The 24,856-nt window shown below is 41.7% G+C and carries 20 protein-coding genes; 6 read left to right on the top strand and 14 right to left on the bottom strand.

What is annotated here, in order from left to right:
- Nucleotides 1–45: 45 nt before the first annotated feature.
- Together dcd and BLS59_RS25585 are read left to right on the top strand one after the other, a co-directional pair.
- On the top strand, nucleotides 46–582 hold the full coding sequence (dcd, locus tag BLS59_RS25590) for a dCTP deaminase (RefSeq protein ID WP_091154882.1): 537 nt from the start codon (nucleotides 46–48) through the stop codon (nucleotides 580–582).
- A 270-nt stretch (nucleotides 583–852) separates the two neighbouring features.
- Nucleotides 853–3,570, top strand: coding sequence for a TonB-dependent receptor (locus BLS59_RS25585; RefSeq protein ID WP_091154565.1), 2,718 nt, complete (start codon nucleotides 853–855; stop codon nucleotides 3,568–3,570).
- Nucleotides 3,571–3,772: 202 nt separating this feature from the next.
- Here the strand turns inward: BLS59_RS25585 and BLS59_RS32090 are convergent, their stop codons facing one another.
- Nucleotides 3,773–4,648 (bottom strand): DOMON domain-containing protein, encoded by an 876-nt coding sequence (locus BLS59_RS32090; RefSeq protein ID WP_205411353.1) that lies wholly within the window; start codon nucleotides 4,646–4,648, stop codon nucleotides 3,773–3,775.
- A gap of 112 nt (nucleotides 4,649–4,760) precedes the next feature.
- On the opposite strand from BLS59_RS32090, the gene BLS59_RS25575 reads away from it, so the two are divergent.
- Both BLS59_RS25575 and BLS59_RS25570 read left to right on the top strand, forming a co-directional pair.
- Nucleotides 4,761–5,042, top strand: a complete 282-nt coding sequence (locus BLS59_RS25575) for an ATP-dependent Clp protease adaptor ClpS (protein WP_091154562.1) — start codon at nucleotides 4,761–4,763, stop codon at nucleotides 5,040–5,042.
- Nucleotides 5,043–5,045: 3 nt separating this feature from the next.
- The gene (locus BLS59_RS25570; RefSeq protein WP_205411352.1) at nucleotides 5,046–5,606 is read left to right on the top strand and encodes a histidine phosphatase family protein; all 561 of its coding nucleotides are present in this window, start codon (nucleotides 5,046–5,048) and stop codon (nucleotides 5,604–5,606) included.
- Between the two features lie 104 nt (nucleotides 5,607–5,710).
- Here BLS59_RS25570 and BLS59_RS25565 read toward each other — a convergent pair whose 3' ends face one another.
- The 3 genes from BLS59_RS25565 to ettA all read right to left on the bottom strand — a co-directional run bounded on the left by BLS59_RS25565 (nucleotide 5,711) and on the right by ettA (nucleotide 9,255).
- Nucleotides 5,711–6,778 carry a branched-chain amino acid aminotransferase gene (locus tag BLS59_RS25565; RefSeq protein WP_091154558.1) on the bottom strand — a complete coding sequence of 356 codons (1,068 nt, stop codon included), beginning with the start codon at nucleotides 6,776–6,778 and terminating at the stop codon, nucleotides 5,711–5,713.
- 148 nt (nucleotides 6,779–6,926) lie between these two features.
- Entirely contained in the window at nucleotides 6,927–7,460 is a 534-nt protein-coding gene (locus BLS59_RS25560; protein ID WP_091154554.1) for a hypothetical protein, read from the bottom strand.
- Between the two features lie 112 nt (nucleotides 7,461–7,572).
- Nucleotides 7,573–9,255, bottom strand: coding sequence for an energy-dependent translational throttle protein EttA (ettA, locus tag BLS59_RS25555; RefSeq protein WP_091154551.1), 1,683 nt, complete (start codon nucleotides 9,253–9,255; stop codon nucleotides 7,573–7,575).
- 568 nt (nucleotides 9,256–9,823) lie between these two features.
- On the opposite strand from ettA, the gene BLS59_RS25550 reads away from it, so the two are divergent.
- A complete protein-coding gene (locus BLS59_RS25550; protein ID WP_091154547.1) occupies nucleotides 9,824–12,358 on the top strand; it encodes an ATP-dependent Clp protease ATP-binding subunit in 2,535 nt (844 codons plus the stop codon).
- 69 nt (nucleotides 12,359–12,427) lie between these two features.
- On the opposite strand, the gene BLS59_RS25545 is transcribed toward BLS59_RS25550, so the two are convergent.
- On the bottom strand, nucleotides 12,428–13,627 hold the full coding sequence (locus BLS59_RS25545; protein ID WP_091154544.1) for a carboxypeptidase-like regulatory domain-containing protein: 1,200 nt from the start codon (nucleotides 13,625–13,627) through the stop codon (nucleotides 12,428–12,430).
- A gap of 168 nt (nucleotides 13,628–13,795) precedes the next feature.
- On the opposite strand from BLS59_RS25545, the gene BLS59_RS25540 reads away from it, so the two are divergent.
- A complete protein-coding gene (locus tag BLS59_RS25540) occupies nucleotides 13,796–14,221 on the top strand; it encodes a hypothetical protein (RefSeq protein WP_091154540.1) in 426 nt (141 codons plus the stop codon).
- An 83-nt stretch (nucleotides 14,222–14,304) separates the two neighbouring features.
- Here BLS59_RS25540 and BLS59_RS25535 read toward each other — a convergent pair whose 3' ends face one another.
- From BLS59_RS25535 to BLS59_RS25495, 9 genes are all read right to left on the bottom strand, one after another.
- Entirely contained in the window at nucleotides 14,305–14,742 is a 438-nt protein-coding gene (locus tag BLS59_RS25535; RefSeq protein WP_091154537.1) for a cupin domain-containing protein, read from the bottom strand.
- A 143-nt stretch (nucleotides 14,743–14,885) separates the two neighbouring features.
- A complete protein-coding gene (gene recN / locus BLS59_RS25530; protein WP_091154534.1) occupies nucleotides 14,886–16,619 on the bottom strand; it encodes a DNA repair protein RecN in 1,734 nt (577 codons plus the stop codon).
- Between the two features lie 78 nt (nucleotides 16,620–16,697).
- The gene (locus BLS59_RS25525) at nucleotides 16,698–17,798 is read right to left on the bottom strand and encodes a TlpA disulfide reductase family protein (RefSeq protein WP_091154532.1); all 1,101 of its coding nucleotides are present in this window, start codon (nucleotides 17,796–17,798) and stop codon (nucleotides 16,698–16,700) included.
- A gap of 115 nt (nucleotides 17,799–17,913) precedes the next feature.
- On the bottom strand, nucleotides 17,914–19,923 hold the full coding sequence (locus BLS59_RS25520; RefSeq protein ID WP_091154527.1) for a M56 family metallopeptidase: 2,010 nt from the start codon (nucleotides 19,921–19,923) through the stop codon (nucleotides 17,914–17,916).
- 13 nt (nucleotides 19,924–19,936) lie between these two features.
- Nucleotides 19,937–20,308, bottom strand: coding sequence for a BlaI/MecI/CopY family transcriptional regulator (locus tag BLS59_RS25515; RefSeq protein ID WP_091154524.1), 372 nt, complete (start codon nucleotides 20,306–20,308; stop codon nucleotides 19,937–19,939).
- Between the two features lie 369 nt (nucleotides 20,309–20,677).
- Entirely contained in the window at nucleotides 20,678–21,574 is an 897-nt protein-coding gene (gene porD, locus BLS59_RS25510; RefSeq protein WP_091154520.1) for a type IX secretion system protein PorD, read from the bottom strand.
- Complete coding sequence (gene coaBC / locus BLS59_RS25505) at nucleotides 21,571–22,773, bottom strand: bifunctional phosphopantothenoylcysteine decarboxylase/phosphopantothenate--cysteine ligase CoaBC (protein WP_091154517.1); 1,203 nt, start codon at nucleotides 22,771–22,773, stop codon at nucleotides 21,571–21,573. Before coaBC ends, porD begins: the two co-directional genes overlap by 4 nt.
- Before the next feature lie 141 nt (nucleotides 22,774–22,914).
- Complete coding sequence (locus tag BLS59_RS25500) at nucleotides 22,915–23,247, bottom strand: DNA-directed RNA polymerase subunit omega (protein WP_091154513.1); 333 nt, start codon at nucleotides 23,245–23,247, stop codon at nucleotides 22,915–22,917.
- A 10-nt stretch (nucleotides 23,248–23,257) separates the two neighbouring features.
- Complete coding sequence (locus BLS59_RS25495; RefSeq protein WP_091154510.1) at nucleotides 23,258–24,184, bottom strand: outer membrane protein assembly factor BamD; 927 nt, start codon at nucleotides 24,182–24,184, stop codon at nucleotides 23,258–23,260.
- Nucleotides 24,185–24,856 lie beyond the last annotated feature (672 nt).

Genomic DNA, 24,856 nt, shown 5'->3' with positions numbered 1-24,856 from the left:
CAAATTGCCAAATCTTCAAATCAAATTTTTAATTTAGGCCCTACCATGATATTATCTGATAAGCGTATTCTCGAAGAAATTGAAAAAGGACATATTATTATTGAACCCTTTCAACGCGAATGCCTGGGCACAAACTCGTACGATGTACATTTAGGTAAATACCTGGCAACTTACCGCAACAGGGTACTTGATGCTAAGGTACATAACGAAATTGACGGTTTTGAGATCCCTAAAGATGGTTTTGTGTTGCAGCCCAATACCCTTTATTTGGGTGTAACCGTTGAGTATACCGAAACGCACTGCCATGTACCTTTTCTTGAAGGTAAATCAAGCACCGGCAGGTTAGGTATTGATATACATGCCACCGCTGGCAAGGGTGACGTTGGTTTTTGCAATACCTGGACATTGGAAATATCCTGCGCCCAACCTGTACGCATTTACCCGGGTATGCCCATAGGGCAGTTGATTTATTTTGTGGTAGAAGGCGAGATTGAAACCCTGTATAACACTAAAAGTAACGCCAAATACAATAACCCCACCACCCGCCCTGTTGAAAGCATGATGTGGAAGAATAAGTGGTAGCGCAAACAAGTTGAATAGTTGATTGGGTGAGTAGTTGCAGCCTTTAAATTATTTTAATTGGCGTTAAACCAATTTGTTGATTACTCGTCTAACCGGGTAATTAATTTTACCTGTATGCCTTATAAAACCTATCCAATTCTTGAAATCGATATCCTGCGGTTTTGCTTCTTCGTTATTTACCCCTTCATTAATCAAACGTACTAACAGTAACACACTTGTTATGGTGCTATATATTATTTTTTGTGTAGCTTAATATTTTTATTTAACCCCATGAAGTACAAGAAAATATCCGCCGGTTTATTGCTGATGACTGTTGTTGCAGGCATGTTAAGTTTTACTGGTCCGGGCGATGATTTGCTTACAAAACTGGTAGATCAGCTTTATAAATGGCGCGCTGAGCAACCCATAGAAAAAGTTTATCTTCACCTTGACAAATCCAGCTATGCCATTGGCGACGATATTTGGTTTAAAGCTTACGTAACCATTGGTAATAAACACCAACTTTCGGCATATAGTGAGATACTGAATGTAGACTTGATAGACGGAAACGATTCTGTAAAACGCAGTATCAAACTCCCGCTGATCAGTGGCCTTGCCTACGGCGATTTCGCGCTTGCCGACTCGCTGGAGGAAGGCAACTACCGTATACGGGCCTACACCAACTGGATGCGTAATGCAGGCGAAGCTTATTTTTTTGATAAAACTATCACGGTTGCAAAAGGTATAAACAATGTGGTTTTTACAAATACCGCTTACACATTTATTAATCAAAAAGATAAGCAAAAAATAAATGCTGCCATAACCTACACTACTGCCAGCGGAGTAGCCTATGCAGGTAACGAGGTTACTTATGATGTTGAATTGAACGGTAAAATTGTTTCGAAAGGGCGAGGGACTACAGATGCTAACGGTAACTTTAATGTAGGTTTTACTACATCTGCCGGCTTAGCTGCCACCGGGCATATAGTTACCAATATAAAACTCGAAAATAACAAGACATTCTCCAAAGTAATTCCTATAAAAGCGCTGTCAAACAACGTTGATGTGCAGTTTTTCCCCGAGAGCGGTAACCTTTTAAATGGAGCTGAGTCAAAAATTGCTTTTAAAGCAGTTAATGCCGATGGCTTGGGTGCGGATGTTAAAGGAACTATTGTTAACGACCAAAACCAGGAGATAACTACCTTTTCCAGTACCCATCTTGGTATGGGCGTTTTTGCTTTAAAACCCGAAGCAAGCAAATCATACAAAGCAAAAATTACTTATGCGGATGGTTCTACCGGCGAATTTGCTTTGCCCAAGGCAACGGATAATGGTTATGTTTTAAGTGTTGATGATTCATTTGACGACGATATTGCTGTTAAAGTTATACCCGGAGCTGCCATATCGGGCAGTACTACGCCAACAGGTGGACTAACCCTGGTTGCACAAAGTGCCGGCGAAATTTATTATGCAGCCAACAGCGCCGATGGCGGTAAAACTTTTACCAATGTTATTCCCAAAAGTAAGTTTCCATCGGGTATTGTGCAGCTTACCCTGTTTTCTGCGGCTGGCGAGCCGCTGAACGAGCGTTTAATATTTATCAGAAACCCGGTTAATGACCTTAAACTTTCTGTTAATGCAGATAAAAAAACATCTGCCCCCCGCCAAAAGGTAACCATCAGCCTTAATGCTAAAGATTCAGATGCCAAACCTGCAATAGGTAGTTTTTCTGCATCGGTTATTGATCTGTCGAAAGTTCTGGTTGATGAAGGTAATGAGGAAAGTATATTTTCCAATGTCCTTCTTACGTCCGATTTGAAAGGATACATTGAAAAACCAGGATATTACTTTAACAACATAAACGCCAAAACCAATGCCGATTTGGATGTATTGCTGTTAACACAGGGATATCGTCGTTTTGAATGGAAAAAGTTATTGGCCAACGCTTTTGAACCGATAGTTTATCAACCCGAAAAAACGTTGGAAGTATCAGGTTATATAAAAACCTTTGGCGGCAAACCCGTACCTAATGCCAAAATAACCCTGCTTACCACAAGTGGCGGCTTTTTTATGTTGGATACAGCATCTGACGATAAGGGTCGGTTTGTATTCAAAAACCTGGTTTTTAGGGATAGTATGAAATTTGTAATTCAGGCCCGCACGGCTAAGGATCGTAAAAATGTAGATATTACGCTTGATAATATAGCGCCGCAAGCCTCGGGCAAAAATAAAAATGCAGCCGATGTTGAGGTAAACATCAGCGATGTAAAATCGAAGTATTTGCAAAACAGCAAGCAGCGTTTTAACGAAGATGTTAAATATGGTATCGGCAACCATACCATCGTGCTTAAAGAGGTGGTAATTAAAGACAAAAAACAAGTTCTGACACACTCCAGTAATTTAAATGGGCCCGGCAATGCCGATCAGGTGATTACCTATAAAGATCTTGAAATGGGTTCAGGCAATTTAGCGTTGGCCCTGCAAATACGGGTAAGCGGTGTAATATTCAGAAACGGGGTCCCGTATTCAAACCGCAGCCCAAATAAACCAATGACAATAATGTTAGATGGTATAGAAATGGAAAAAGATTACCTGAACAGCATGGGCACGTTTGATGTGGCAAGCGTTGAAGTTTTGCGTACGATTGGCAATACCGCCATGTATGGTTTCAGAGGAGATGGAGGGGTGCTGGTGATAACTACAAAAAGAGGCGGCGAAGGATCGGTATATAATCGTTATGCGCCTGGTATTGTTACGTATGCACCTAAAGGGTACTATAAAGCGCGTGAATTTTACTCGCCTCAATATGATGATCCTAAAACAAACACGCAGATGTTGGATTTGCGGTCTACCGTATCATGGCACCCGAACATTGTAACCGATAAGGATGGCAATGCTTCATTCTCCTTTTTTAATACCGATGGTAAAGGAACTTACCGTATCTTAATTGAAGGAATTGATGCCGAGGGTGATTTAGGCCATCAGGTTTATACTTATAAGGTAGAGTAGGGATAAGGTAGGGTAGAGAATTTGTCATTCTGAGCGTAGCGAGAATCTATTTTGCGATATGCATTTTCGATTTGCACAGTCTTCAATAGATCCTTCGCTCCGCTCTGGATGACAGGGTTTTATTATAATTTCCCGTGTCATTTCAAGTTCCACAGACCACGGGTTTTACAACTCAGGATGACAGCTTTTTTATCTATTAAATTCAGTTTTTGTTCAGATAAAACTTCTCCCAAAAATCAACTGATTTTGATGCATCGCTTCGGCCGCTTTCTCCACCAGCGCCGCCGCCGCCAAATCCACCGCGACCACCACCGCCTCCTCCTCTGCCACTGCGACCACCGCCGCCTCCCATTCCACCACCACCACGTCCGCCTCTGCCGCCGCCACCCATTCCGCTGCCATTTTCATTGCCGCCTTCGGGTTTTGGTCGTTGGATGCCGTTTATTTTAAAGTTGAAGGCCCACTCATTTTTGGCAATATCATCTGCATGGAAAAATTGCAGCGGTATAGCAATTTCATAAACAAGGTTTCCCTCGGCATCGTAATTAATGGCCGCTTTAATACCATAGGTGTTTGATGTGGTTATCATATCACCCTCAATATCTTTAAAGCCCTCTACCTTAATATTGCGCAATTGGGTTATCCTTTCGCGCAGTAACTCGTCGCGGTCTTCTTTTGTAACTTCACCATCACCATCTTTATGTTGCGCAAATGGCAACACAGCTCCTGCCGGAGCCAGCGGAAAGGTAAGCGAAAACGTTTCCTTCTTTTTGCCTCGGGTGTCAATACTCAGCGTAATGCCGCCATGCAGTGTTTGCATTTGTTGTATCCTATCGCTAATGCGGATGGCAGCGTACAACGTGGTTTTATCATTCGCGAGTGTATAATTTAGTTTTTTCTCGTCGTTATAGTAACGGAGGCTATCGCCCCAGTCTTTCAGATCGCCGTCGATATTTATGGTTGCGGGTGGAGTTTGAAGGGTTGATGTACCTGTTTTAGCACCTTGCGCATGTGCGTTGTTATTGGCCGAAAGTTGTACAGCGACAGCCAAAATAAGGCATGGTAATACTTTGTTCATGGGTTTAAGATAATTAGGATGGGGTATGTGAGTTTTGTAACGTGATTTTTAAGTCCATTGAACATGATTTTAACACTTTTATTGTTGTTTTTAAGTAAATTTGTAGTTACATATGCCAACTGAAACACAGGAAGAAACATTCACCCTCGAAGAGTTACTGGCAGGACTTAAAGAAGTTCACCGCCTGATATTGTGGAACGACGATTTCAATACCTTTGATCATGTGATCCATTGTATGATGAAATACCTCGATTATTCCGAATCGCAAGCCGAAAAGATAGCCTGGAAGGTACATACAGAAGGTAAGTGTGCCGTATTGGAAGGCTCCTTTACCGAGATGGAGATCTACCGGAAAATATTACAGCAGGAAGGCCTTACCGTAAGCGTAGAATAAGCTATGATAAAAAGAACAGCGTTTTTACCGGCTATAATTCTGCTTGTTAGCTGCTTTTTTAATTTTGCGGCCTGCGCCCAGGGGAAAAATACTAAACTGGTATTTATTCGCCACGCTGAAAAACCTGCCGATGGCGATAATTTGTCTTGCGCGGGCTTAAATCGGGCGCTTAAACTGGCTGAGGTTTTGAAAACCAAATTCGGGATCCCCGACCATATTTATGTGCCTGCATTACACCTGGGTAAATCAACACCAAGGAGCCGGATGTTCCAAACCATATCGCCATTTGCCATAAAATATAATTTGGCCATTAACAGCAAGTTTGAAGAAGAAGATACCGAAGACGTAGCCAGCGAACTTCAAGACAAAAAAGGCACAAGCATTATTGTTTGGGAACACAATGAAATTAAATCGATTTTAAAAGGTTTGGGACTCAGCACGAAAAAACTTACCTGGAATGATAATGATTTTGATACCATTTGGATTGTAACCTACCATAATGGCAAGCCCGAACTAACTATTACTAAAGAGGGGATAACCCCTTCAGCAGGATGTAGCTTTTAGTAGTTCTATAAATTTATACCATACTTAGAATATAAAAAGTACGCTTATAAACAGAAAAGGGTTGCCCAAACGGACAACCCTTTTCTGTTTTAGGATTTTATAAGTTACGATACCAGGTAATTCCAGTTATGGGTATCTGGCGCGTTACCGTATTTTATGGCGTCAAGCGTAGTCAATACTTTTTGCGAAAACTCGCGTGTTTTTGGATCGCTCAGGAAATACTCTTCGCCATCAACACTTATTGAACCTACTGACGCTATAGTGGCGGCAGTACCTGCACCAAACGCATCGGTAAGTTTGCCGTTTTTGGCGCCTTCAATAATTTCGGCAACAGAAACCTTACGTGTTTCAACCGGGATACCCCATTCTTTTGCCAAAGCAATAACCGTATCGCGGGTTACACCGTCAAGTATGGTGTCTTTTGCTTCGGCGGTAATCAGTTTCCCATCCAAAAGGAACATGGCATTTGCAGCACCCATTTCCTCAACGTATTTATGTTCTTTGGCATCTGTCCATATCAGTTGGTCAAAACCTTCTTCGGTAGCTTTACGGGCAGGCAGCATAGAGGAGCCGTAGTTTCCGGCAGCTTTTGCAAAGCCCATACCACCTTCGGCGGCGCGGGTGTAATGTGTTTCTACCTTTACACGCAGTGTTTTTGAAAAATATGGTCCAACGGGGCCTGCAATAACCATGTATTTATAGGTAGCCGATGGTGTTACTCCCAAAAATGGATCGGTAGCAAACATAAACGGACGGATATACAATGCGTGGTTAGCTTTTGCAGGTACCCAGTCGCGGTCTAAATCAACCACGGCTGCCATACTTTGTAAAAATATTTCTTCGGGCAGGGTTGGCATACAAAGCCTTTCTGCCGATTTATTAAAGCGGATAGCATTCTTGTCCGGGCGGAAAATAGTTACTTTTCCATCGGCATGTTTGTAAGCTTTTAGTCCTTCAAAAAATGCCTGGCCGTAATGCAATGCAGAAATAGCCGGGCTTAGTCCAATCTCGCCGTAGGGAATGACCTGCAGGTTTTTCCATTCACCGTCAGCATAATCGGCCACAAACATGTGGTCAGAAAATGTTTTTCCGAAAGGTAAGTTGTCAAAATCCGTTTCTGCTAAACGGGAATGCGTAGTCTTGGTGATCTTGATGTCCAGCGTCTCTGTCATGGCCTTTATGTATTATATATTAGAAAATGGCAAGTTAGGAATTTTTTTGTTTAGGTGATGTAAGGAATTGATAAAGAGTAATTCTATGGGAGTGTAGGAAGCAATCTCTACGCAAAATACAGTCCTTCACTCCTTAAAAATTGATCTTCTACTTTGAGAGTTTTTGATCTACGATCACATCGTAGTTGAAAAGACCTTTATTTAAAGTTATGGTAACTGTGTTGGTTTCTTCGATTGTAGTACCGCAAGGAAAAATGAGTACTTTATTAAGTCCACTATAATATACTTCCTTATAGGGCTCTCCACATCCATATCTTCCTTTGGCTAAATATCCGGATCCTGTAGCTATTAATGTTGCAGAGGTATTGTCTGCTCTTGCTCCATAGCAGTTTAATGCCATAAAAAGGTAGGTTACAATGCCTCCCCAAGTAATGGTATTAAATGCTATTTGATAAATAAATATTTCAGTTTTAAGATAATCAGGTAATGTTTTTAAAAAGAACGGAGTAATAAATAATCCTGTAAGTATCCAGATCAATAAAGGGATGCTGAGTGGTATAAAGGTTTTTCGATATAACTCAATTTCTAAAACTGACAAATACAATCCGGTAAAAAACAGTAAAGTAAATAAAGTGTTTTTAGGAGTGATATTTAAAGATTGCAAAATTGACTTTATCGTCATAATTTTTTATGAAGTAATATCACGTATTATTGCTTTGCACGTTGGGATGATGTTTCAGATTGTTGCAAATCAAAAGCCCCCCCCCTCAGGGGAGGGCTGGGGGACTTTCCCCTTACACGGTCAACTTCTTATATTTGATCCTCTTTGGCGCCACATCACCCAGGCGTTTCTTGCGGTTTTCCTCGTAATCGGAATAGTTACCTTCAAAGAAATAAACCTGAGAGTTACCTTCAAAAGCCAGAATGTGCGTACAGATACGGTCAAGGAACCAGCGATCGTGACTGATTACTACAGCGCAGCCGCCAAAGTTTTCCAAGGCTTCCTCCAGGGCGCGTAAAGTATTTACGTCGATATCGTTGGTGGGCTCATCCAGCAGCAATACGTTCGATCCTTTTTTAAGGGTGATGGACAAATGCACACGGTTACGCTCACCGCCCGATAGTACGCCCACTTTTTTCTGCTGATCGGCACCATTAAAGTTGAACTTACTTACGTAGGCCCTCGAGTTTAATGGCTTGTTGCCCACCATAATGGTTTCCAGGCCACCGGTTACGTTTTCCCAAACAGATTTATTGGGATCAAGGTCATCATGCATTTGGTCAACATAACCTAAAGCAACGGTTTCGCCTACACGGAAAGTACCGGCATCTGGCTGGTCCTGCCCGGTAATAAGACGGAACAATGTGGTTTTACCCGCACCATTGGGGCCGATAATGCCCACAATACCTGCCGGCGGTAAGGAGAAGCTCAGGTTATCGAACAATAATTTATCGCCATAAGATTTACTCACGCCATTGGCTTCAATCACCACATTACCCAAACGCGGGCCGGGCGGAATAAACAGCTCCAGTTTTTCTTCGCGTTCCCGGGTTTCTTCAGATGCAAGCTTTTCGTAATTGCCTAAACGGGCCTTTGATTTGGCGTGGCGACCTTTTGGTCCCATGCGTACCCATTCCAGTTCGCGTTCAAGCGTTTTCTGGCGTTTGCTTTCGGTTTTATCTTCCTGGGCCAAACGTTTCGCTTTCTGATCAAGCCATGAAGAATAATTTCCTTTCCACGGGATACCTTCACCACGGTCAAGCTCCAGGATCCAGCCGGCAACGTTGTCAAGGAAATACCTGTCGTGCGTTACGGCGATAACTGTTCCTTTATATTGCTGTAAATGCTGCTCCAGCCAATCAATAGATTCGGCATCCAAGTGATTGGTAGGCTCATCAAGCAATAAAACATCCGGCTCCTTTAATAATAAGCGGCAAAGTGCCACACGGCGGCGCTCACCACCCGATAGTACCGAAATTTTTGTGTCGGGCTCGGGACAGCGCAGGGCATCCATTGCACGTTCTAACTTGGTATCCAGTTCCCAGGCGTTCACCGCATCTATCTGATCCTGTAATTCGCCCTGGCGGCTCATCAGCTTATCCATTTTGTCGGCATCGCCATAATATTCTTCCAGTCCAAATTTTTCGTTGATCTCTTCGTACTCCTTTAATAAGGCTGTAGTTTCAGAAACGCCTTCCTCCACAATTTCACGTACGGTTTTTTCAGGATCAAGCTCGGGCTCCTGGCTCAGGTAACCAACGGTGTAACCCGGCGAAAAAACAACCTCGCCTATATTGGTTTTATCGATGCCTGCTATAATTTTTAATAAGGATGATTTACCCGATCCGTTTAAACCGATAACGCCAATCTTGGCACCATAGAAGAATGAAAGGTAAATGTTTTTTAAAACTGTTTTTTGCGGAGGGTAAACTTTGCTAACCCCTGCCATGGAAAATATGATCTTTTCGTCTGCCATTATAATTGATTAATCATGGTAAATATCGAAACAAATATGGGCGAAAATTGATGGAATACCTACAGTAAATAATTAATTTGCTACAGAAAGCCATTCCTCAACCTGAAAATATCCCATCGGCAAATTGGCAGTTTGTATTATTGTATACTTTGTTAAAACATTATTACGTTAACATTAGGTATTGTAGCAACTATTGGGGATATTTTTACGTACATAATAGTAAATAGCCTGCAAATTAGGGCTAATGCCTAATTGTCATACAGTACGACGAAATGCCAGTTCACTTAAACGGATTATAAATAATTGTTAATATGTTTAAACTATTTTGAATTTTTTGTATCAAAATAGGGTGTTTCGTTTGTATATTGTAAAAGAATTCGGCGATTGTTGAATTTTTCGATAAAAATTATTGATTAAAGCCAAACTTTAATAGCTTGCGTATCATATCAATGTCTGTTTCTGCAAAGCGCAAAATGTTGGCAATATTGTTGATAAATGTTAAGTCAAGCGTCGTGTTTGTAAAAACAAAATTAATAGATTAGGACGTTCATAATAATGAAAGGTATATATGGAAGCTAAATTTTCGCCGAGGGTTAAGGATGTTATTCAATATAGCAGGGAAGAGGCATTACGCCTTGGTCACGATTATATTGGTACTGAGCATCTTTTACTGGGCCTTATCCGGGATGGAGATGGCGTAGCAATTAAATTGCTGAAAGGATTGAACGTTGATACTGCAAAGCTTCGCCGCGCTGTTGAGGATGCTGTTAAAGGTACTGTTGGAACAAACGTACACATTGGCAGTATCCCGCTAACCAAACAGGCCGAAAAAGTATTAAAGATCACTTACCTGGAAGCCAAAATATTTAAAAGTGACGTAATTGGTACAGAGCATTTGCTGCTGTCTATTTTACGTGACGAGGATAACATCGCATCGCAAATACTTATGCAGTTTAATGTAAACTATGAAGTATTTAAAGGTGAAGTGGAATCACACAAAAATGATGTAACTGACGAAATGCCCGGTTCACCAACCGGCGGCGATGACGACTTTAAAGAAGAAGAATCATTTAGCCAGCCTAAAAAGGTATCTGACATAAAATCAAAAACACCGGTATTGGACAATTTTGGCCGCGATTTAACCCGTGCCGCCGAAGATGGTAAACTTGACCCGATCGTAGGTCGTGAAAAGGAAATTGAAAGGGTATCGCAGATCCTGTCCCGCCGTAAAAAGAACAACCCTATATTAATAGGTGAGCCTGGTGTAGGTAAATCGGCCATTGCCGAGGGACTTGCATTGCGTATTGTTCAGCGGAAAGTATCGCGTGTACTGTTCAACAAACGCGTGGTAACCCTTGATCTTGCTTCTTTAGTGGCAGGTACAAAATACCGCGGCCAGTTTGAAGAACGCATGAAAGCGGTAATGAACGAGCTGGAAAAATCACCGGATGTAATTTTATTCATTGATGAAATTCATACCATAGTTGGTGCCGGCGGCGCTTCTGGTTCGCTTGATGCATCAAATATGTTTAAACCTGCTTTGGCAAGGGGCGAAATTCAATGCATTGGTGCTACAACATTAGATGAGTACCGTCAGTACATCGAGAAAGATGGCGCTTTGGATCGTCGTTTCCAAAAGGTAATGGTTGAACCGGCTACCCCAGCAGAAACTATCGAGATCCTAAACCGCATCAAAGAAAAATACGAAGAGCACCATGGTGTAACTTACACTCCTGAAGCTATCAACGCCTGCGTTAACTTAACTACACGTTATATTACCGACAGGTTTTTACCAGACAAGGCTATTGATGCCCTGGACGAATCGGGCTCACGTGTTCACTTAACCAATATCCACGTACCACAAAATATTTTGGATATTGAGCAAAAGATAGAGCAGATCAAGATCGAAAAAAATAAAGTTGTACGCAGCCAGAAATACGAAGAAGCTGCCCAGTTACGCGATACCGAAAAGAATTTATTGGTTGAGCTTGACCAGGCCAAAGCCGTATGGGAGGCCGAAACAAAATCAAAACGTTATACTGTAACCGAAGATAATGTTGCCGAAGTAGTATCAATGATGACCGGTATCCCTGTACAAAGGGTTGGCCAGGCCGATAGCCAAAAGCTATTGCACATGAGCGATACGGTTGCCAGCAAAATTATTGGTCAGGATGAAGCTATTAAAAAGTTGACCCGTGCTATACAACGTACACGTGCAGGCTTAAAGGATCCTAAAAAACCAATTGGTTCATTTATATTCTTAGGCCCAACGGGTGTTGGTAAAACCGAGCTTGCCAAAGAACTTGCCCGCTTTATGTTTGATACCGAAGACGCGCTGATACAAATTGATATGAGCGAGTACATGGAGAAATTCGCGGTATCACGTTTAGTTGGAGCGCCTCCGGGCTACGTAGGTTATGAAGAAGGCGGACAGTTAACCGAAAAAGTACGTCGTAAACCATATGCAGTTATATTGCTGGATGAAATTGAAAAAGCTCACCCGGATGTATTTAACATATTGCTACAGGTACTGGACGAAGGTCAGCTGACTGATTCATTGGGCCGCAAGGTTGATTTCAGGAATACTATCATCATCATGACCTCAAACATCGGTGCCCGCCAGTTGAAAGACTTTGGACAAGGTGTAGGTTTCAGCACAAACGCCAAAAACTTACAAGCCGATACACACTCAAGAGGTGTTATTGAAAACGCTTTAAAACGTGCTTTCGCTCCTGAGTTCCTGAACCGTATTGATGATGTTATCGTGTTTAACTCTTTAGGTAAAGACGAGATCTTCAAGATCATCGATATTGAATTGGCGTTCCTGTTTAGCCGTGTTAATGGCTTGGGATACAGAATTGAGCTTACCGAAGCTGCCAAAGAGTTCATTGCTGAAAAAGGTTACGACTCGCAATTTGGTGCACGCCCGTTAAAACGTGCCATCCAGAAATACCTGGAAGATCCAATTGCTGAAGAAATTTTGAAAGGCGAATTGAGCGAAGGTGATATCATGAAAGTTGATTTCGACAAAGAAACCAGCCAGATCACCATCATCGACGAAAAAGGCGAAAGCAAAAAACCAGAAGAAGAAGAGCAGAAATAATGCTTAACCAAATAAATCAAAACCCGGCCGCAAGCCGGGTTTTTTGTTTCAGGCCAATTGATATTGACGTTAGTCAGTTGGCAGGTAATCGGCGGGAAGGAGATCACCAATGCGTTGCTCACTCCAATAGCCGGAATAGGATATGCTGCCTTTACTGGTGATAATTCCATTACTGTCAAACAAAGCATAAGGCTTATCAAAAACAATAAAGCTGGCCGGCTTTGTAACCTGGAACCGGGTGTTTACAAAGTCGAACACCGCAGCCGGGGCAGATTTTTTTGAATACACCACAAACATTACATATTTTAATAGTTCATCAAACCTCAATCCGTAGATTCCCTTAATATCTGTAGGGCAGGAAATTTGGTTTAGGTTTAGCTTTGGTTCTATAAGGCGTATTTTCTCGGTAGTATTAGCCATGGGGGGAGGCTGCCGCTGCCAATAGCTATTGGTGTCATTTTTTATCCGTAGCGTATCTTTAACGATGAGCCTGCTGATGAGGTTGGAATCTGGAAACTGTGGCTTGTTTTCGCGGGCTACGGTATATACATCAAAGCCTTGTTCTTTAAAATCTCCGGCAATGAGCGATTTATAGAAATGCTTTGCCGAACCTTTATAAGTTTCCTTCCGCTTCTTCTCCCATTTTTCCTGGGCTTTGGGAGGCCCGTCCATTTTTTCAAACTTGAAATCGCCCGAGTAGGATACCTTCCAATATGTCATTGAAATTTCAAATACCTTTAGCAGATAGTTTATTTTATAACCAAGGCTCTCATTTTCCAACTCTATAAAGTCGTTAGCCGTGGCGGTAAGCATATTGGTTTTTTTGTTGAGTTTAAAATGTATGATCTCCGGGTTGAGTATTTTACATTTTTTTGCATTCTCGCTTCGGCCTACAAATTCATACATAAACATATTCATGTATTTTTCGCGGTTTGGGTCAAATTTAATAACCACATTTTCTAATTCGATAGGTTTTTCAACCAGTTTTACATCGTTTATTTGTAGGTTTTTATCTAACAGTAATTCTATGCTGTACTGTTCATAGCCTACTGCTGTTACTACAAGCGTGTATTTTCCGGGTTTGATATCGGGCAGTGTAAAAGTGCCGTCGGTATAGGTTTTTGTGCCGATAGTGGTATTACTCAAAAAAACGCTGGCATACGGAAAGGCGGTGTTATCCTTTGCATATAAAATTTTACCGGTAATGGTTATTTGGGCAAAACAAACCGAAGGAATGATAAATAGTAAAAGCAGGATAAGCTTTTTCATGCAGGTATAGGTATAACAGAGGTATTGTTGTATTATGTGGTATTTATTATTCGGGGCGCTACATATATACGTATTTTATTGCTTGGCTACAATATTGAAATAAATTAAATCAAAAAACGTTAAACCTTTTTAATTTATATTGTTCTTACAATATATAAAAATACATTTATGAAAAAAATCTTGACTCTTGTATGCTGTACTATATTATTAGCAGCAACTTCATGTACTAAAAAGTACGTTTCTCCGGCAACTACTAACCGCACTATCATTTATGACAAAGCAGCATCCGATTGGAAAGCGGGAACCTCCGAAAATTTAGGTACTTATTATTACCTTGATATTTCTGGCGGTGATTTGCCCGAATTAGATGGCCCTTTCCAGCAATTTGGCGCCGTGTTGGTTTATATGTCCTTTGATGGCGGCAAAACCTACGAAGCTGTGCCAGAAACGATAGGCGGGTATGCCTATAGTTTTCAGCATTCTGTTCGTAACATAACAATTTTTTCGCAGTCGCCGAATGAAGCTACCGCTAAAAACCCCGATGTAGATGTTACCATAAAGGTTGTACTGATCGATTCAAATGATGCGAGTTAAGAGAACTTAACACATTAAAACAAAAAAGGAGCTGTACGATTGGTGCAGCTCCTTTTTTGTTTCTACTGTTTTTTTAGGTATGATTAATTTTGATAGGTGATGAGTACGCTCAGGTCCTGGTTACCTGCTGGTTTTAGGCCGTGGCTGCTGCCGGGCAGTGTTAATATAGCATCACCTGTGCTTACGGCAATGTCCTTTCCGTTCATTTTCAATATGCCATTGCCGTTTAGTATATAATAAATTTCCTGTTGTTCATGTAAATGATAACCTATCGATGAACCCGGATGAAGGATCCTTTTACGGAAGGCCATTTTTGCGTTTTTAAATTTCTCAAAAAACAGGAATGCCGTTGTTTTCCCCCCGCCATTATGTGATCCGTCCTGCTCGGTCATCACATCTTTTTCATGGTCGATAATAAAACCTTTGTCGGGCTGCTTAATAAAAGCAAAACCTGCTAAAAATATTACCGACGTTAAAGACAGCGTGATTAAAAATGTGGGAAGATGAAAGCGGGTTTTCATGATTTATAAAATATAAATAGTTTGTCATTGCGAGGTACGAAGCAATCCCACAGGATAAGTGATGAATCTTGCAGGGTGAGATTGCTTCATACCTCGCAATGACATGGTGTAAAATGTCATTGCATCGTAGTGCAAATTGAAAACTAAGCCCCAAGCAACTCCCTTGCATTTTGCAACGCGCTTTCGCCCGGTTTATCGCCGCTGAGCATTTTTGCAATTTCGAGTACGCGTTCCTGGTTATTTAGTTGTTTTATGCGGGTGTAGGTGGTGGCTGCGCTATCGTCTTTATAAACAAAGTAGTGGTTTTTGCCTTTGCTGGCAATTTGCGGCAGGTGGGTAATGGTAATTACCTGCAGGTTATCTGCCAGGCGTTCCATAATTTGCCCAACCTTATTGGCTACTTCGCCGGATACGCCCGTGTCTATCTCATCAAAAATAATGGTAGGCAGGGCAGTGTATTGCGCTATGATAGATTTAATGCTCAGCATCAGCCTTGAAAGTTCACCACCCGAAGCCACCTTGCTCATCTCGGCCAAAGCATGACCTTTATTGGCCGAAAATAAAAAGCGGATCTGGTCCACGCCGCTTGGTGTTAAATGGTCCGCAAGTCCGGAAGTCCGTAAGTCGGAAAGATTTTTAACGTTGACTTCTGACTTTCCGACTTCCGGACTTTCCGACTTTCTGACTATATTCTCTATTTTCAGGCTCGAATTTGCCATGCCCATTTCGGCAAGGGTATCAATCACCTGTTTTTCTATAGCCGGTATAGCTTTCAGGCGATTGGCAGTTAATTGCGCGGCCAGTTTTTCCAGTCCGGTTTTATCGGCAGCTAATTGCTTTTGCAGCTTTTCAACAGCTTCATCGCTAAACAGTACCTGCGCTATCTTTTCGGACAGGTCTTCCTGAATTTGCAGCAACTCGGCGTTGCTGTTTACCCGGTGTTTTTTTTGCAGGTTGTATATTATGCTTAAACGGGTGTTGATATCCGCGGCACGGGCTTCATTAATAAAGGTGCGCTGCTCAATGCTCTCAATTTCGGCGGTTATATCTTTCAGCTCAATAATGGTGCTGTTTAGGCGCTGATGCAGGTCGGTAATCTCGGGATTGAATTTCTCAAGCGCGGCGAGCTGCTGCCCGGCCTCGCGCATTTGTATCAACGCGGCGGCTTCGCCTTCTTGCAGCAGGTAAGTGCTGCTTAGCAGATTGCGTTTTATTTCTTCGGCATTGTTAAGGGCATACAGCTCCTGTTCCAATAGCTCCTGCTCATCGGCTACCAGACTTACTTTTTCCAGCTCATCAAACTGAAACTGGTAATAATCAAGATCGGCCTTGGCTTTATCACTTTCGGCAATCAGCTGGTTAAGTTTGGCGGTGTCTTTTTTATAGGTTTTAAATTTTGTTCGATAATTGGTCAGCAAGTCGCCATGTTTGGCAACCGAATCAACTACCAATAGCTGAAACTCCGGGTCGTTGATCTCCAGCGTGGCATGCTGAGAGTGTATGTCGATCAGTTTTTCGCCTAACTGTTTAAGCGCGGTAAGGTTAACCGGGGTATCGTTCACAAAGGCGCGCGATTTACCATCTGCCGAAATTTCCCGGCGCAAAACGGTTTCTGCCTCGTAATCCAGATCGTTATCTTCAAAAAACGCGCTTAAATGGAACCCGCTTATTTTAAACGAGCCCTCAATTACGCATTTCTTTTGCTGATTGAAAAAATAACGGCTCTCGGCCCGCTGACCTAATATCAGCGACAGCGCCCCCAGTATAATAGATTTACCCGCACCCGTTTCGCCGGTAAGTATGTTAAGCCCCTTATCAAAACTAATTTCCAGGTTATCAATAAGGGCGTAATTATTTATCGTGAGCTTTTGAAGCATAAAAGTATCCGCTTGGTTTGCGGTACTAAATTACAAATTAAGGCTTTGCAAAAGCAATTAAATGATTTATTTACTAAGTTATTTAGCTAATAGGGGTGCTATGGTCTTTTCGAGTGATCCTTCATCGTATCCTACCTTTGTAGATACAATTTTGCCTTCGGGATTTACCAGGAAAAAAGAAGGGTAGCCGGTTACGCCATATTTTAAAACCGTTTTGCCGTAACCGCCTTTACCATCCCATAAACTTAGCCAGCTTGGGTTATCCCTGTTTACCCCCGCAAGCCAGATGTTTTTATTGGCGTCGCATGAAAAAGTGATAATGGCCAGCTTATCGCCATATTTCTCCGAAAGCTTTTTCATATCACTAACCGACGACATACACGGGCCACAATACGTTGTCGAAAAATCAAGCAGCACATATTTTCCCTTAACGTCCGACAGTTTATGATTTTTGCCTGTTTTATCTATTCCCTCAAAATCGGTATAGGTATCGCCGGTTTTTAACGGTGTGCCAACCAGCAGGTAATTTTGAAACCGCTGACCATAGATACTGTTCTTATATGCAGGCAATAAACGTTTGTACATTAATTGCAGCGTATCCCTGTTATAGGAGTCATTTAGGTAATAAAGTTCGGTTAGGGCGGTGTATGAATTAAGATGTGTGTTTATAAAACTCCGCTTTATACTATCGGTACTGGCATCTAACTTGTGAATTACTTTCCAAATGTGTTTAGCTTGTGCGGTATCCTCTTTTATTTCAAAGTATTTGGCAACAAGTTCATTCCGCTTTTGATAATTAGCGGCTGTTTGCTTGTTCAACTGCGTGTATAGATTTTGTTCCGTTGGGCCGCTAACGTTTAAAAAGAATGGAAAATCTTTAATATCGCCGGTAACATTTATTTTATCATTGGCCATAAACAGATTAACGTAATAAAATTTACCGTTATATGTTGTTGATAGCCATTTGCCTTTGGGTATATCATCAAAAAACTTGCCCGTTAGCGTTAGTTTATTGTTTATAAGGAGGGCGCTATCAACAGGGGCATCAGCATCCAGATCGGTTAAAATGAATTTGGCGCTATCCTTAAAACCGGTAATAGTTGCTTTAATAACATATTGCTGCGCAAATGAAAGCGAGCAGCAAAAAATACCGATGATGATTAATAATAGTTTCTTCATAAACCCTTTGTGTGCATTTATATGCGCCCCCTTAAATATAGGCAAACTATATATACAAAAAAAGACCACCCTGCATTATGCAGGGCGGTCTCTCATGTATGAAATCGGATGAAACTTAATTGGTTGGTATGCCTTGTGCGGGCACAGGATTATAGTCTTTTGAGTTATCCTTGTCGTTAAGCATTACATCCATTTGTTTTTGATAATCCTTCAGGCGTTTTTTGAAAGCAGGACTATTCATATATTCTTTTAGTTTTTTGCTGGCTTCCTGCAACTTAGCCTGTTCCTTTTTCATTTCGGGATTGTCCTGGAATTTGCGCATCTGCTCGCCCAGTCTTTTCATATCATCTTGCTGAATTTTCATGTCGCGGTTGCTGTAGGCTTTTCTCATGCTATCGCCCATGGCAGTTAGCTCGTCGCGTTTTTTATGAAATTCCGGTGAATCATATTGCTTACGCATTTGCTCACCCAATTCCTTCATTTCTTTAGCCTGCTGTTTTACCTCCGGCGAAACTTTGCTGTCCAGTTCGGCTTGGTATTTACGGTAATTTTCGTCCTTGGCATCGTCGTTGTAATTATGATTGTGGGGAATATTGTACTTTTTCTCCAGTTGCTCGTTCATCTCCTTAAACTCGGCACTGTTATAATAGGCACCAACTTTCTTACCTATTTCGCCAAGCTCAGCACTTATTTTAGCCGATTGACTGTTTTCGCCCCAGTTCTTCTGAAAGTCCTCGGCCAATTTTTGCTGCTCGGCTTGCATCTTTTGCAACTCGGGCCTGTTATAATAATCCTGGATGTTTTTTGCTTTTTCATCCATTAGTTTTTGCTGCTGATGAAACTCAGGACTATCATAATATTTACCAATAGCATCGGCATGTCTGCTGATCTCGGCCGTTAAACGGTCCATTTCAGGATCATTTAATCCTGCATATTGCGGCCCTATATTAACACTGGTTTTGATTTTAAGCGTAGACTTTGCTTTGGTGGTTACCTGTTTGTGTGCCGTTGTTTTTGTAATAGGTTTTGCTTTCTTAACTCCTGTATCGGCAAGTAATGCCTTTATTACCGGCGGATAGCTAACTTTTTTTACGGTGATCTTCCCGTTTTTTATAGTAGGGTTTAACCATGCTATACTGCTTATGCTGGCGGCCATTATAGCAACACCCACTAACAGGTGGCGTATGTTGCCCATTGGTTTGTTTGTTTTCATGATACGTTCAATTCTGGTTAATAAATGATGTTTTTTCCCGGTGGCAGCAAGTGCCAGCTGAAAATTGGTGTGCCTGGTTTGTTCGAGTTTTAAAAGTGCCTGGGCGTAAATTAATGGCTGTGCGGTGGTTTCAATCACCATATCGTCGCAATGGTTTTCGCGTTCCTGGTTTATAATACGGTTAATTAATTGGGCAAAGGGGTTAAAGAAAAGTAATATGCCTATAACCTGCTGCAGTAAGTTTAACAGGTAGTCGTTACGTTTTATGTGCGATAATTCATGTAATAAAATAGCCTCTATCTCTTTTGCAGACAGGTAAGTAGTCAAAGTAATTGGTAGTAACACTATCGGACTAAAAAAGCCTATCATACAGGGCACATCAACCATGCGGCTAAAGTTTATCCATACGGTTTTGTTGATACCCAGTTTTTTGCAGAGCCCATCGGCGTATTCCTGCAAACCATCAGCCGGGATCATCCCGCGCTTAATTAAGCTGATGCGTTGCCAGCTTAAGCCCAGTTTTAGCAAATTGAATATTAACCCCAAAAAGTAAAGCGCAGATATATAGGGCAGATAGCCTTCAATAACATAGCTGTAATAGCTGCTTACGTTGGTATTGGCAATATTTGGATGTAAAAATGGCTTTAATAGCTGTGGCATAATAGCCGTATTATCGCCGCCTATAACGTAAACCCAGGTGTGTGCCTGCAGTTGGGTTATAAACGTATAAATGAAAAGCGAACTGATGGTAACCAGGCCAAACATAGCCAGATCATGCTTTTTTACCGATGATAATGTAGGCACAAGGCTAAGTAACGCGCGCAGTACAAACCAAACCAATAAACCCTGCCACAACGAGTGGATAAGCGTAATGCCCAAAACCTGGCTAATGTTATAAAATAAACTTTCCATAACGGGTTAATTTTTACTTGTTATCAAACTGTTTAAGATAATTTTTGATGGCATCAATCTCATCCGCCGATGCGCGGTGCTGCCCGAGGGCCTGGATCACCAGGTTTGAGGTAGAACCTTTAAACACAGTAGACAATATTTTATCCAAAGCGTTGCTTTGCGCCTGCTCCTGGGTAAATAAAGCTTTATATAAATGCGTTTTTGATGTGGTATCGCGTTCAACCATGCCTTTATCGTGCATTATCTGCATTAATTTAAGCGTGGTGGTATAGCCGGCATCTTTGGTTGCAGTCAATACCTCATGCACATCGCGAACAGTACATTGCCCTTTATTCCAGATCACCTGTAAAATTTCGAGCTCGCTTTCGGTTGGTTTAATATTCATTGTAATTTGTTGTACGATTTATTTCGTACAACAAATATCTACGATGGATTTCGTATTTGCAAATTATTTGTTAAATATTTTTTTGAGGGTGCGGGGAGCGGGGATCGAGGTGCGTGAGGCAACTAACTAAGGTTAGGACTCACCCGATCATCGCTACGCTCGGTCACCCTCTCTGCGGCAAGCCGCAAAGAGGGGAGGGATTAGTTGAGTTTTTAGGGAATGGAATAATTGATATACTACTGTAGATAAAAGAAAAAATGTCTTTACCCTCTTTACAGCGAAGCTGCAGAGAGGGTCGGCCAGCGACGCGCAGCCGGGGTGAGTCGTCGTGGATATGCTGAGCAGGTTGCTTATCCGAAAGGCAAACCTCTACTTCTGTAAAGTTTGGTATTTGTTGCCATTTGCAGGGTCGGTTTGCATGAGCAGGTTCATGGCTTGAAGGCGTTCCTGGTTGTCGGCTTTGCTGTACAGCGAAACCAATTCGTCGCTTTTGGCGGTATAAAAAATAAGTGGGAACATGGAGCCAACGCGTTGCCTGTCTATCTGCTGCAGGTTGGGCAGCAATACTGATATTGCTTTGCGACCTTTGCTGGCGTTATCGGCCATGGCATCAAGGCCATTGCGGTGATAATCATACATAAAACTACGCAACGGGCCGTACAGCTTGTTATTGAGGTTTTCTGAAAGCCAGTAGCGGTTTATATTACCATCGAAAGCTTTCCAGCCTTTATACGGTCCTGTTTGTGCATTGGTAACCACATTTTGGGCAGCAGCAAAATATTGCGAACCGCCGTATCTGGCAAAGGTATCATAATCCATACCTACAATAATATAGGCGTAAAAAGCCATTACCGAACTTAAATTACCTTGAAAATTTTGGTCGCTATAGTCAACAGTTTGACCCTCGTTATAGGTAAAATCAACATCGCGGTCGTTAATATTGAGCAATGTAGATGTGTACGACGATCCATAAACCGGCCTTGAGGATTGCACCTGAAGTTCGGCGCTGAAAACGCTTCCGCCATCCCAGTTGGTAATATTCAGCACAAAATTACAGTCGATGCGTTCCTGGGGCAGTATGGGGTCGGCGGTCCATTTGCGGCCATTTAAAAAATCCTTCATGGCGTTTTCCAGAGTTTGGAAAATACGCTTGTTGCTCACCTGTATCTTTGGCGATACCACCTGCACGCGCGCATTCAAATCCTGCGCTGCGGCCCGGTATACGAATAAGGCAAAAAGCACACAAAGGACAGTTATTGGTTTCATCCGTTTATTAGTTGGGCAAGTTTAAGGCAAATATCATGGGCCACAGCATCCTTGCTTTTAAGGTCGAACGTTGTTTTTTGCAGGTTACGGTCAATAATGGTTATCTTATTGGTATCCTTTTTAAAACCGGCACCCGCGTCATTCAACGAATTTAGCACAATAAAATCAAGATTTTTTCTTTCCAGCTTGTTTATTGCGTTCAGTTCCTCATCGTTGGTTTCCAGCGCGAAGCCTACCAATAGCTGCCCATCCGCTTTTTGCTGCCCGAGGGTTTTTAAAATATCAACAGTTGGTTTTAAATCGATGTTAAGGCTACCGTCTTTTTTCTTGATCTTTTGCTGCGCAATGGTAGCGGGCGTATAATCGGCAACGGCGGCGCTCATTACGCAGACCTTCGCATTTTTGTAGTAGGTAAGGCAAGCGTCCAGCATTTGGGCAGCCGATGTAACGTCAACCCGTTTAATATTCGTTTGCTTGCTAATCTGCGCAGTTGGTCCGCTGATAAGCGTAACACTGGCGCCCATGCTGGCCAGCTCATCGGCAATAGCAAAGCCCATCTTGCCCGATGAATGGTTGCCAATAAAGCGCACCGGGTCAATAGCCTCGTAGGTAGGACCGGCGGTTACCACAATTTTATGATTAGCTAAAAGGAGTTTTTTTTTTAATGTCGATGCTAAAAAGTCGACTATCTCATCTGGTTCGGCCATCCGGCCTTCGCCATATAAACCGCTGGCAAGCTCGCCGCTACCGGGAGCTATCAATGTATTCCCAAACGATTGCAAGGTGTTAACATTTTTGCGGGTAGCCGGGTGCAGCCACATATCCAGATCCATCGCCGGGGCAAAGTACACCGGGCATTTGGCCGATAGGTACACCGCCGAAAGCAGATTATCGCAAAGGCCGTTAGCCATTTTGGCCAATGTATTGGCGGTAGCAGGCGCTATGATCAGCATATCGGCCCAGATACCTAACTCAACGTGATTGTTCCACTCGCCGGTATCTGCTTTAAAATAATCAACAAGCACCGGTTTTTTTGACAGGGTTGAAAGCGTAAGGGGCGTAATAAAGTTAATGGCATCTGGTGTCATCACCACTTGCACATGGGCACCGGCTTTAACCAGCAGCCTAACCAGCAGCGCCGATTTATAGGCGGCTATACTACCGCAAACCCCTAATATGATGTTTTTACCTTCTAACACTTTTTTAATTCAAAAGTTAAAATTCAAAAATAGACACCTGAATTAATAATGTGAATATAGCTAAAAAAACAAAAGCCAAAACCCAAAGCAATCATGCAGATCACTTTTGAATTTTGACTTTTAAATTTTGACTTTCGAAGCTTATGCTTCTTTAGACGGGTTACGATAGTAAATTTTATCGTCTAAAAACTCCTGAACTGCAACCAGTGATGGTTTTGGCAATTTCTCGTAGTATTTAGAGATCTCAATTTGCTCGCGGTTTTCAAACACTTCTTCAAGGTTATCATTTGACGACGCAAATTCAGAAAGTTTCTGGTGCAACTCTTCTTTAATGTTGTTTGATATCTGGTTCGCCCTTTTTGACATAATTACAAGCGACTCATATATATTTTGAGTTTTTACATCCAGCTCGCGTAAATCACGTGTTACAGTGCTGCTTGCTACCGCTGGTTTGTTGGTGTTATTTGCTGTCATATTTATTTTTTTAATATGGTATTTTTTGATTCTGATTCTTTTCTGATGGTGGTTGTGCTTTCACCGTATCTTTCGATGCTAATTTTTTGGCCAAACGATTGTTGTTCGTAGCTTCGGCAATATAGCGCTTTGCTTCCTGAATACCTGCCTGGCTGTCTTTATTATACCCCTTAACTTCGCTGCTGTATTTGCTGTTAGGGTATTTGTCGATAAATTGATCAGCGTAGGCAATAGTTTGCGTAAAACGATCTTCCTGTTTAAATTCAAAGCTATGGCTGGCATATAAATACTGCGATTTTACGATCAGATATTCCATCTCTTCGCCAAATTTAGTATCCGGATAATCGCGTAATGCATTGTTAAATGCAATAACTGCCGATTGATAATCGCTGATAATAAGGTACAGCTTTGCGTTTTCGTAAGCCTTCATTTCCAGCTTATCGCGCAGGTTCTGTATCAGCTTGCTGGCCTCGGTAACACGATCGCTTTTAGGATAAAGATTAATGAACAACTGTAGGGTTTCAATAGCCTTTACCGTATTTTCCTGATCAAGCGAGAAGTTTGGCGAATCGAGATAATAACAATATGCCGAAAAAAAGCGACATTCCTCGGCCCTTGGGCTCGATGGATAAGTATCTGCAAATGTTTTAAAGTGAAACCTTGCCGATGTATAGTCCTTTAATTTATAGTTGGTGAAGGCATAATAGTAAAACAAATCCTCGGCACCGCTGCGGCCATGATAACGCTCAACCAAAACATCAAATAACCCCAAAGCCTTTGTATAGTCCTTTTTGTTATAGTATTTAATGGCCTCTTGGTATTTTTTGGCGTAATCGTTACTTGCTTTTAACTTTTCGTATTTGCTTTTACAACCGCCAAGTGTAATAAATAACAGGGCTAAAACACTGGCTAATAACGTTAGTTGCTTTTTAAACATTTTGCAAAGATAGGTGAATAATATAAATCAGTCAATTATTTATTTAGGTGCTAATATATAACGCCGTTTCGGCTCCTTATATATACAAAGGAGTATTTAACATCTTTTAACTATTGTGATTTATTAATGGTAATTAAGCTGCTGCAATGTGTAGTATATATAAAGGTATTAACTAATGTATATACTATAGTAGTATAGACGCTTTTACTTTTGTTGCGCATGCATATATAAGTACAGTAATTATACCTTATGTAAAGGTACTATATAATAATAAGAGCAGCAGTATTTTTCGCAGTGACATGGCTTGGGACTGGAAGTATTAAGAAGATTAAGCTAAAAGTTTATTATCCTGAACGTAGTGAAGGATCTATTGTATGTTATTAAAATCCGAGAATAGATCTTTCGTTCCCTATGATTACGTACTATGTTGGCTGTTTTTAAGACCTCTATTACTTGGGGAGGCCTTAAAAAGTATCTTTTTCGCCATTCGCTGAATTTTTTCGGATTGATTATTAGTGCCTTATGTGCATTTGTTAAGTAATTGTTAAAAACAACTTGCAAAAAAGGAAACTCTCCTTACCTTTGCAACCCGCAAACGAGATAGCGGGGAATTGTTCTTAGAAAGGTTATTGGAGGGGGGGAGATAAAGGGGAAATGCGAAAGTAGAGAGCC

Source organism: Mucilaginibacter pineti (genome assembly GCF_900101875.1).
Classification (GTDB): domain Bacteria; phylum Bacteroidota; class Bacteroidia; order Sphingobacteriales; family Sphingobacteriaceae; genus Mucilaginibacter; species Mucilaginibacter pineti.
This window is presented reverse-complemented; position numbering and strand designations above follow the sequence as displayed.

Coding starts and splice junctions, on each gene's coding strand:
- BLS59_RS25500 (WP_091154513.1), bottom strand. CDS start 23,247: ATGACAGCAAATAACACCAACAAACCAGCGGTAGCAAGCAGCACTGTA.
- dcd (WP_091154882.1), top strand. CDS start 46: ATGATATTATCTGATAAGCGTATTCTCGAAGAAATTGAAAAAGGACAT.
- BLS59_RS25535 (WP_091154537.1), bottom strand. CDS start 14,742: ATGAAAACCCGCTTTCATCTTCCCACATTTTTAATCACGCTGTCTTTA.
- BLS59_RS25495 (WP_091154510.1), bottom strand. CDS start 24,184: ATGTTTAAAAAGCAACTAACGTTATTAGCCAGTGTTTTAGCCCTGTTA.
- BLS59_RS25520 (WP_091154527.1), bottom strand. CDS start 19,923: ATGGAAAGTTTATTTTATAACATTAGCCAGGTTTTGGGCATTACGCTT.
- BLS59_RS25575 (WP_091154562.1), top strand. CDS start 4,761: ATGCCAACTGAAACACAGGAAGAAACATTCACCCTCGAAGAGTTACTG.
- BLS59_RS25560 (WP_091154554.1), bottom strand. CDS start 7,460: ATGACGATAAAGTCAATTTTGCAATCTTTAAATATCACTCCTAAAAAC.
- ettA (WP_091154551.1), bottom strand. CDS start 9,255: ATGGCAGACGAAAAGATCATATTTTCCATGGCAGGGGTTAGCAAAGTT.
- BLS59_RS25525 (WP_091154532.1), bottom strand. CDS start 17,798: ATGAAGAAACTATTATTAATCATCATCGGTATTTTTTGCTGCTCGCTT.
- BLS59_RS25565 (WP_091154558.1), bottom strand. CDS start 6,778: ATGACAGAGACGCTGGACATCAAGATCACCAAGACTACGCATTCCCGT.
- BLS59_RS25545 (WP_091154544.1), bottom strand. CDS start 13,627: ATGAAAAAGCTTATCCTGCTTTTACTATTTATCATTCCTTCGGTTTGT.
- porD (WP_091154520.1), bottom strand. CDS start 21,574: ATGAAACCAATAACTGTCCTTTGTGTGCTTTTTGCCTTATTCGTATAC.
- BLS59_RS32090 (WP_205411353.1), bottom strand. CDS start 4,648: ATGAACAAAGTATTACCATGCCTTATTTTGGCTGTCGCTGTACAACTT.
- BLS59_RS25515 (WP_091154524.1), bottom strand. CDS start 20,308: ATGAATATTAAACCAACCGAAAGCGAGCTCGAAATTTTACAGGTGATC.
- BLS59_RS25585 (WP_091154565.1), top strand. CDS start 853: ATGAAGTACAAGAAAATATCCGCCGGTTTATTGCTGATGACTGTTGTT.
- BLS59_RS25540 (WP_091154540.1), top strand. CDS start 13,796: ATGAAAAAAATCTTGACTCTTGTATGCTGTACTATATTATTAGCAGCA.
- BLS59_RS25570 (WP_205411352.1), top strand. CDS start 5,046: ATGATAAAAAGAACAGCGTTTTTACCGGCTATAATTCTGCTTGTTAGC.
- recN (WP_091154534.1), bottom strand. CDS start 16,619: ATGCTTCAAAAGCTCACGATAAATAATTACGCCCTTATTGATAACCTG.
- BLS59_RS25550 (WP_091154547.1), top strand. CDS start 9,824: ATGGAAGCTAAATTTTCGCCGAGGGTTAAGGATGTTATTCAATATAGC.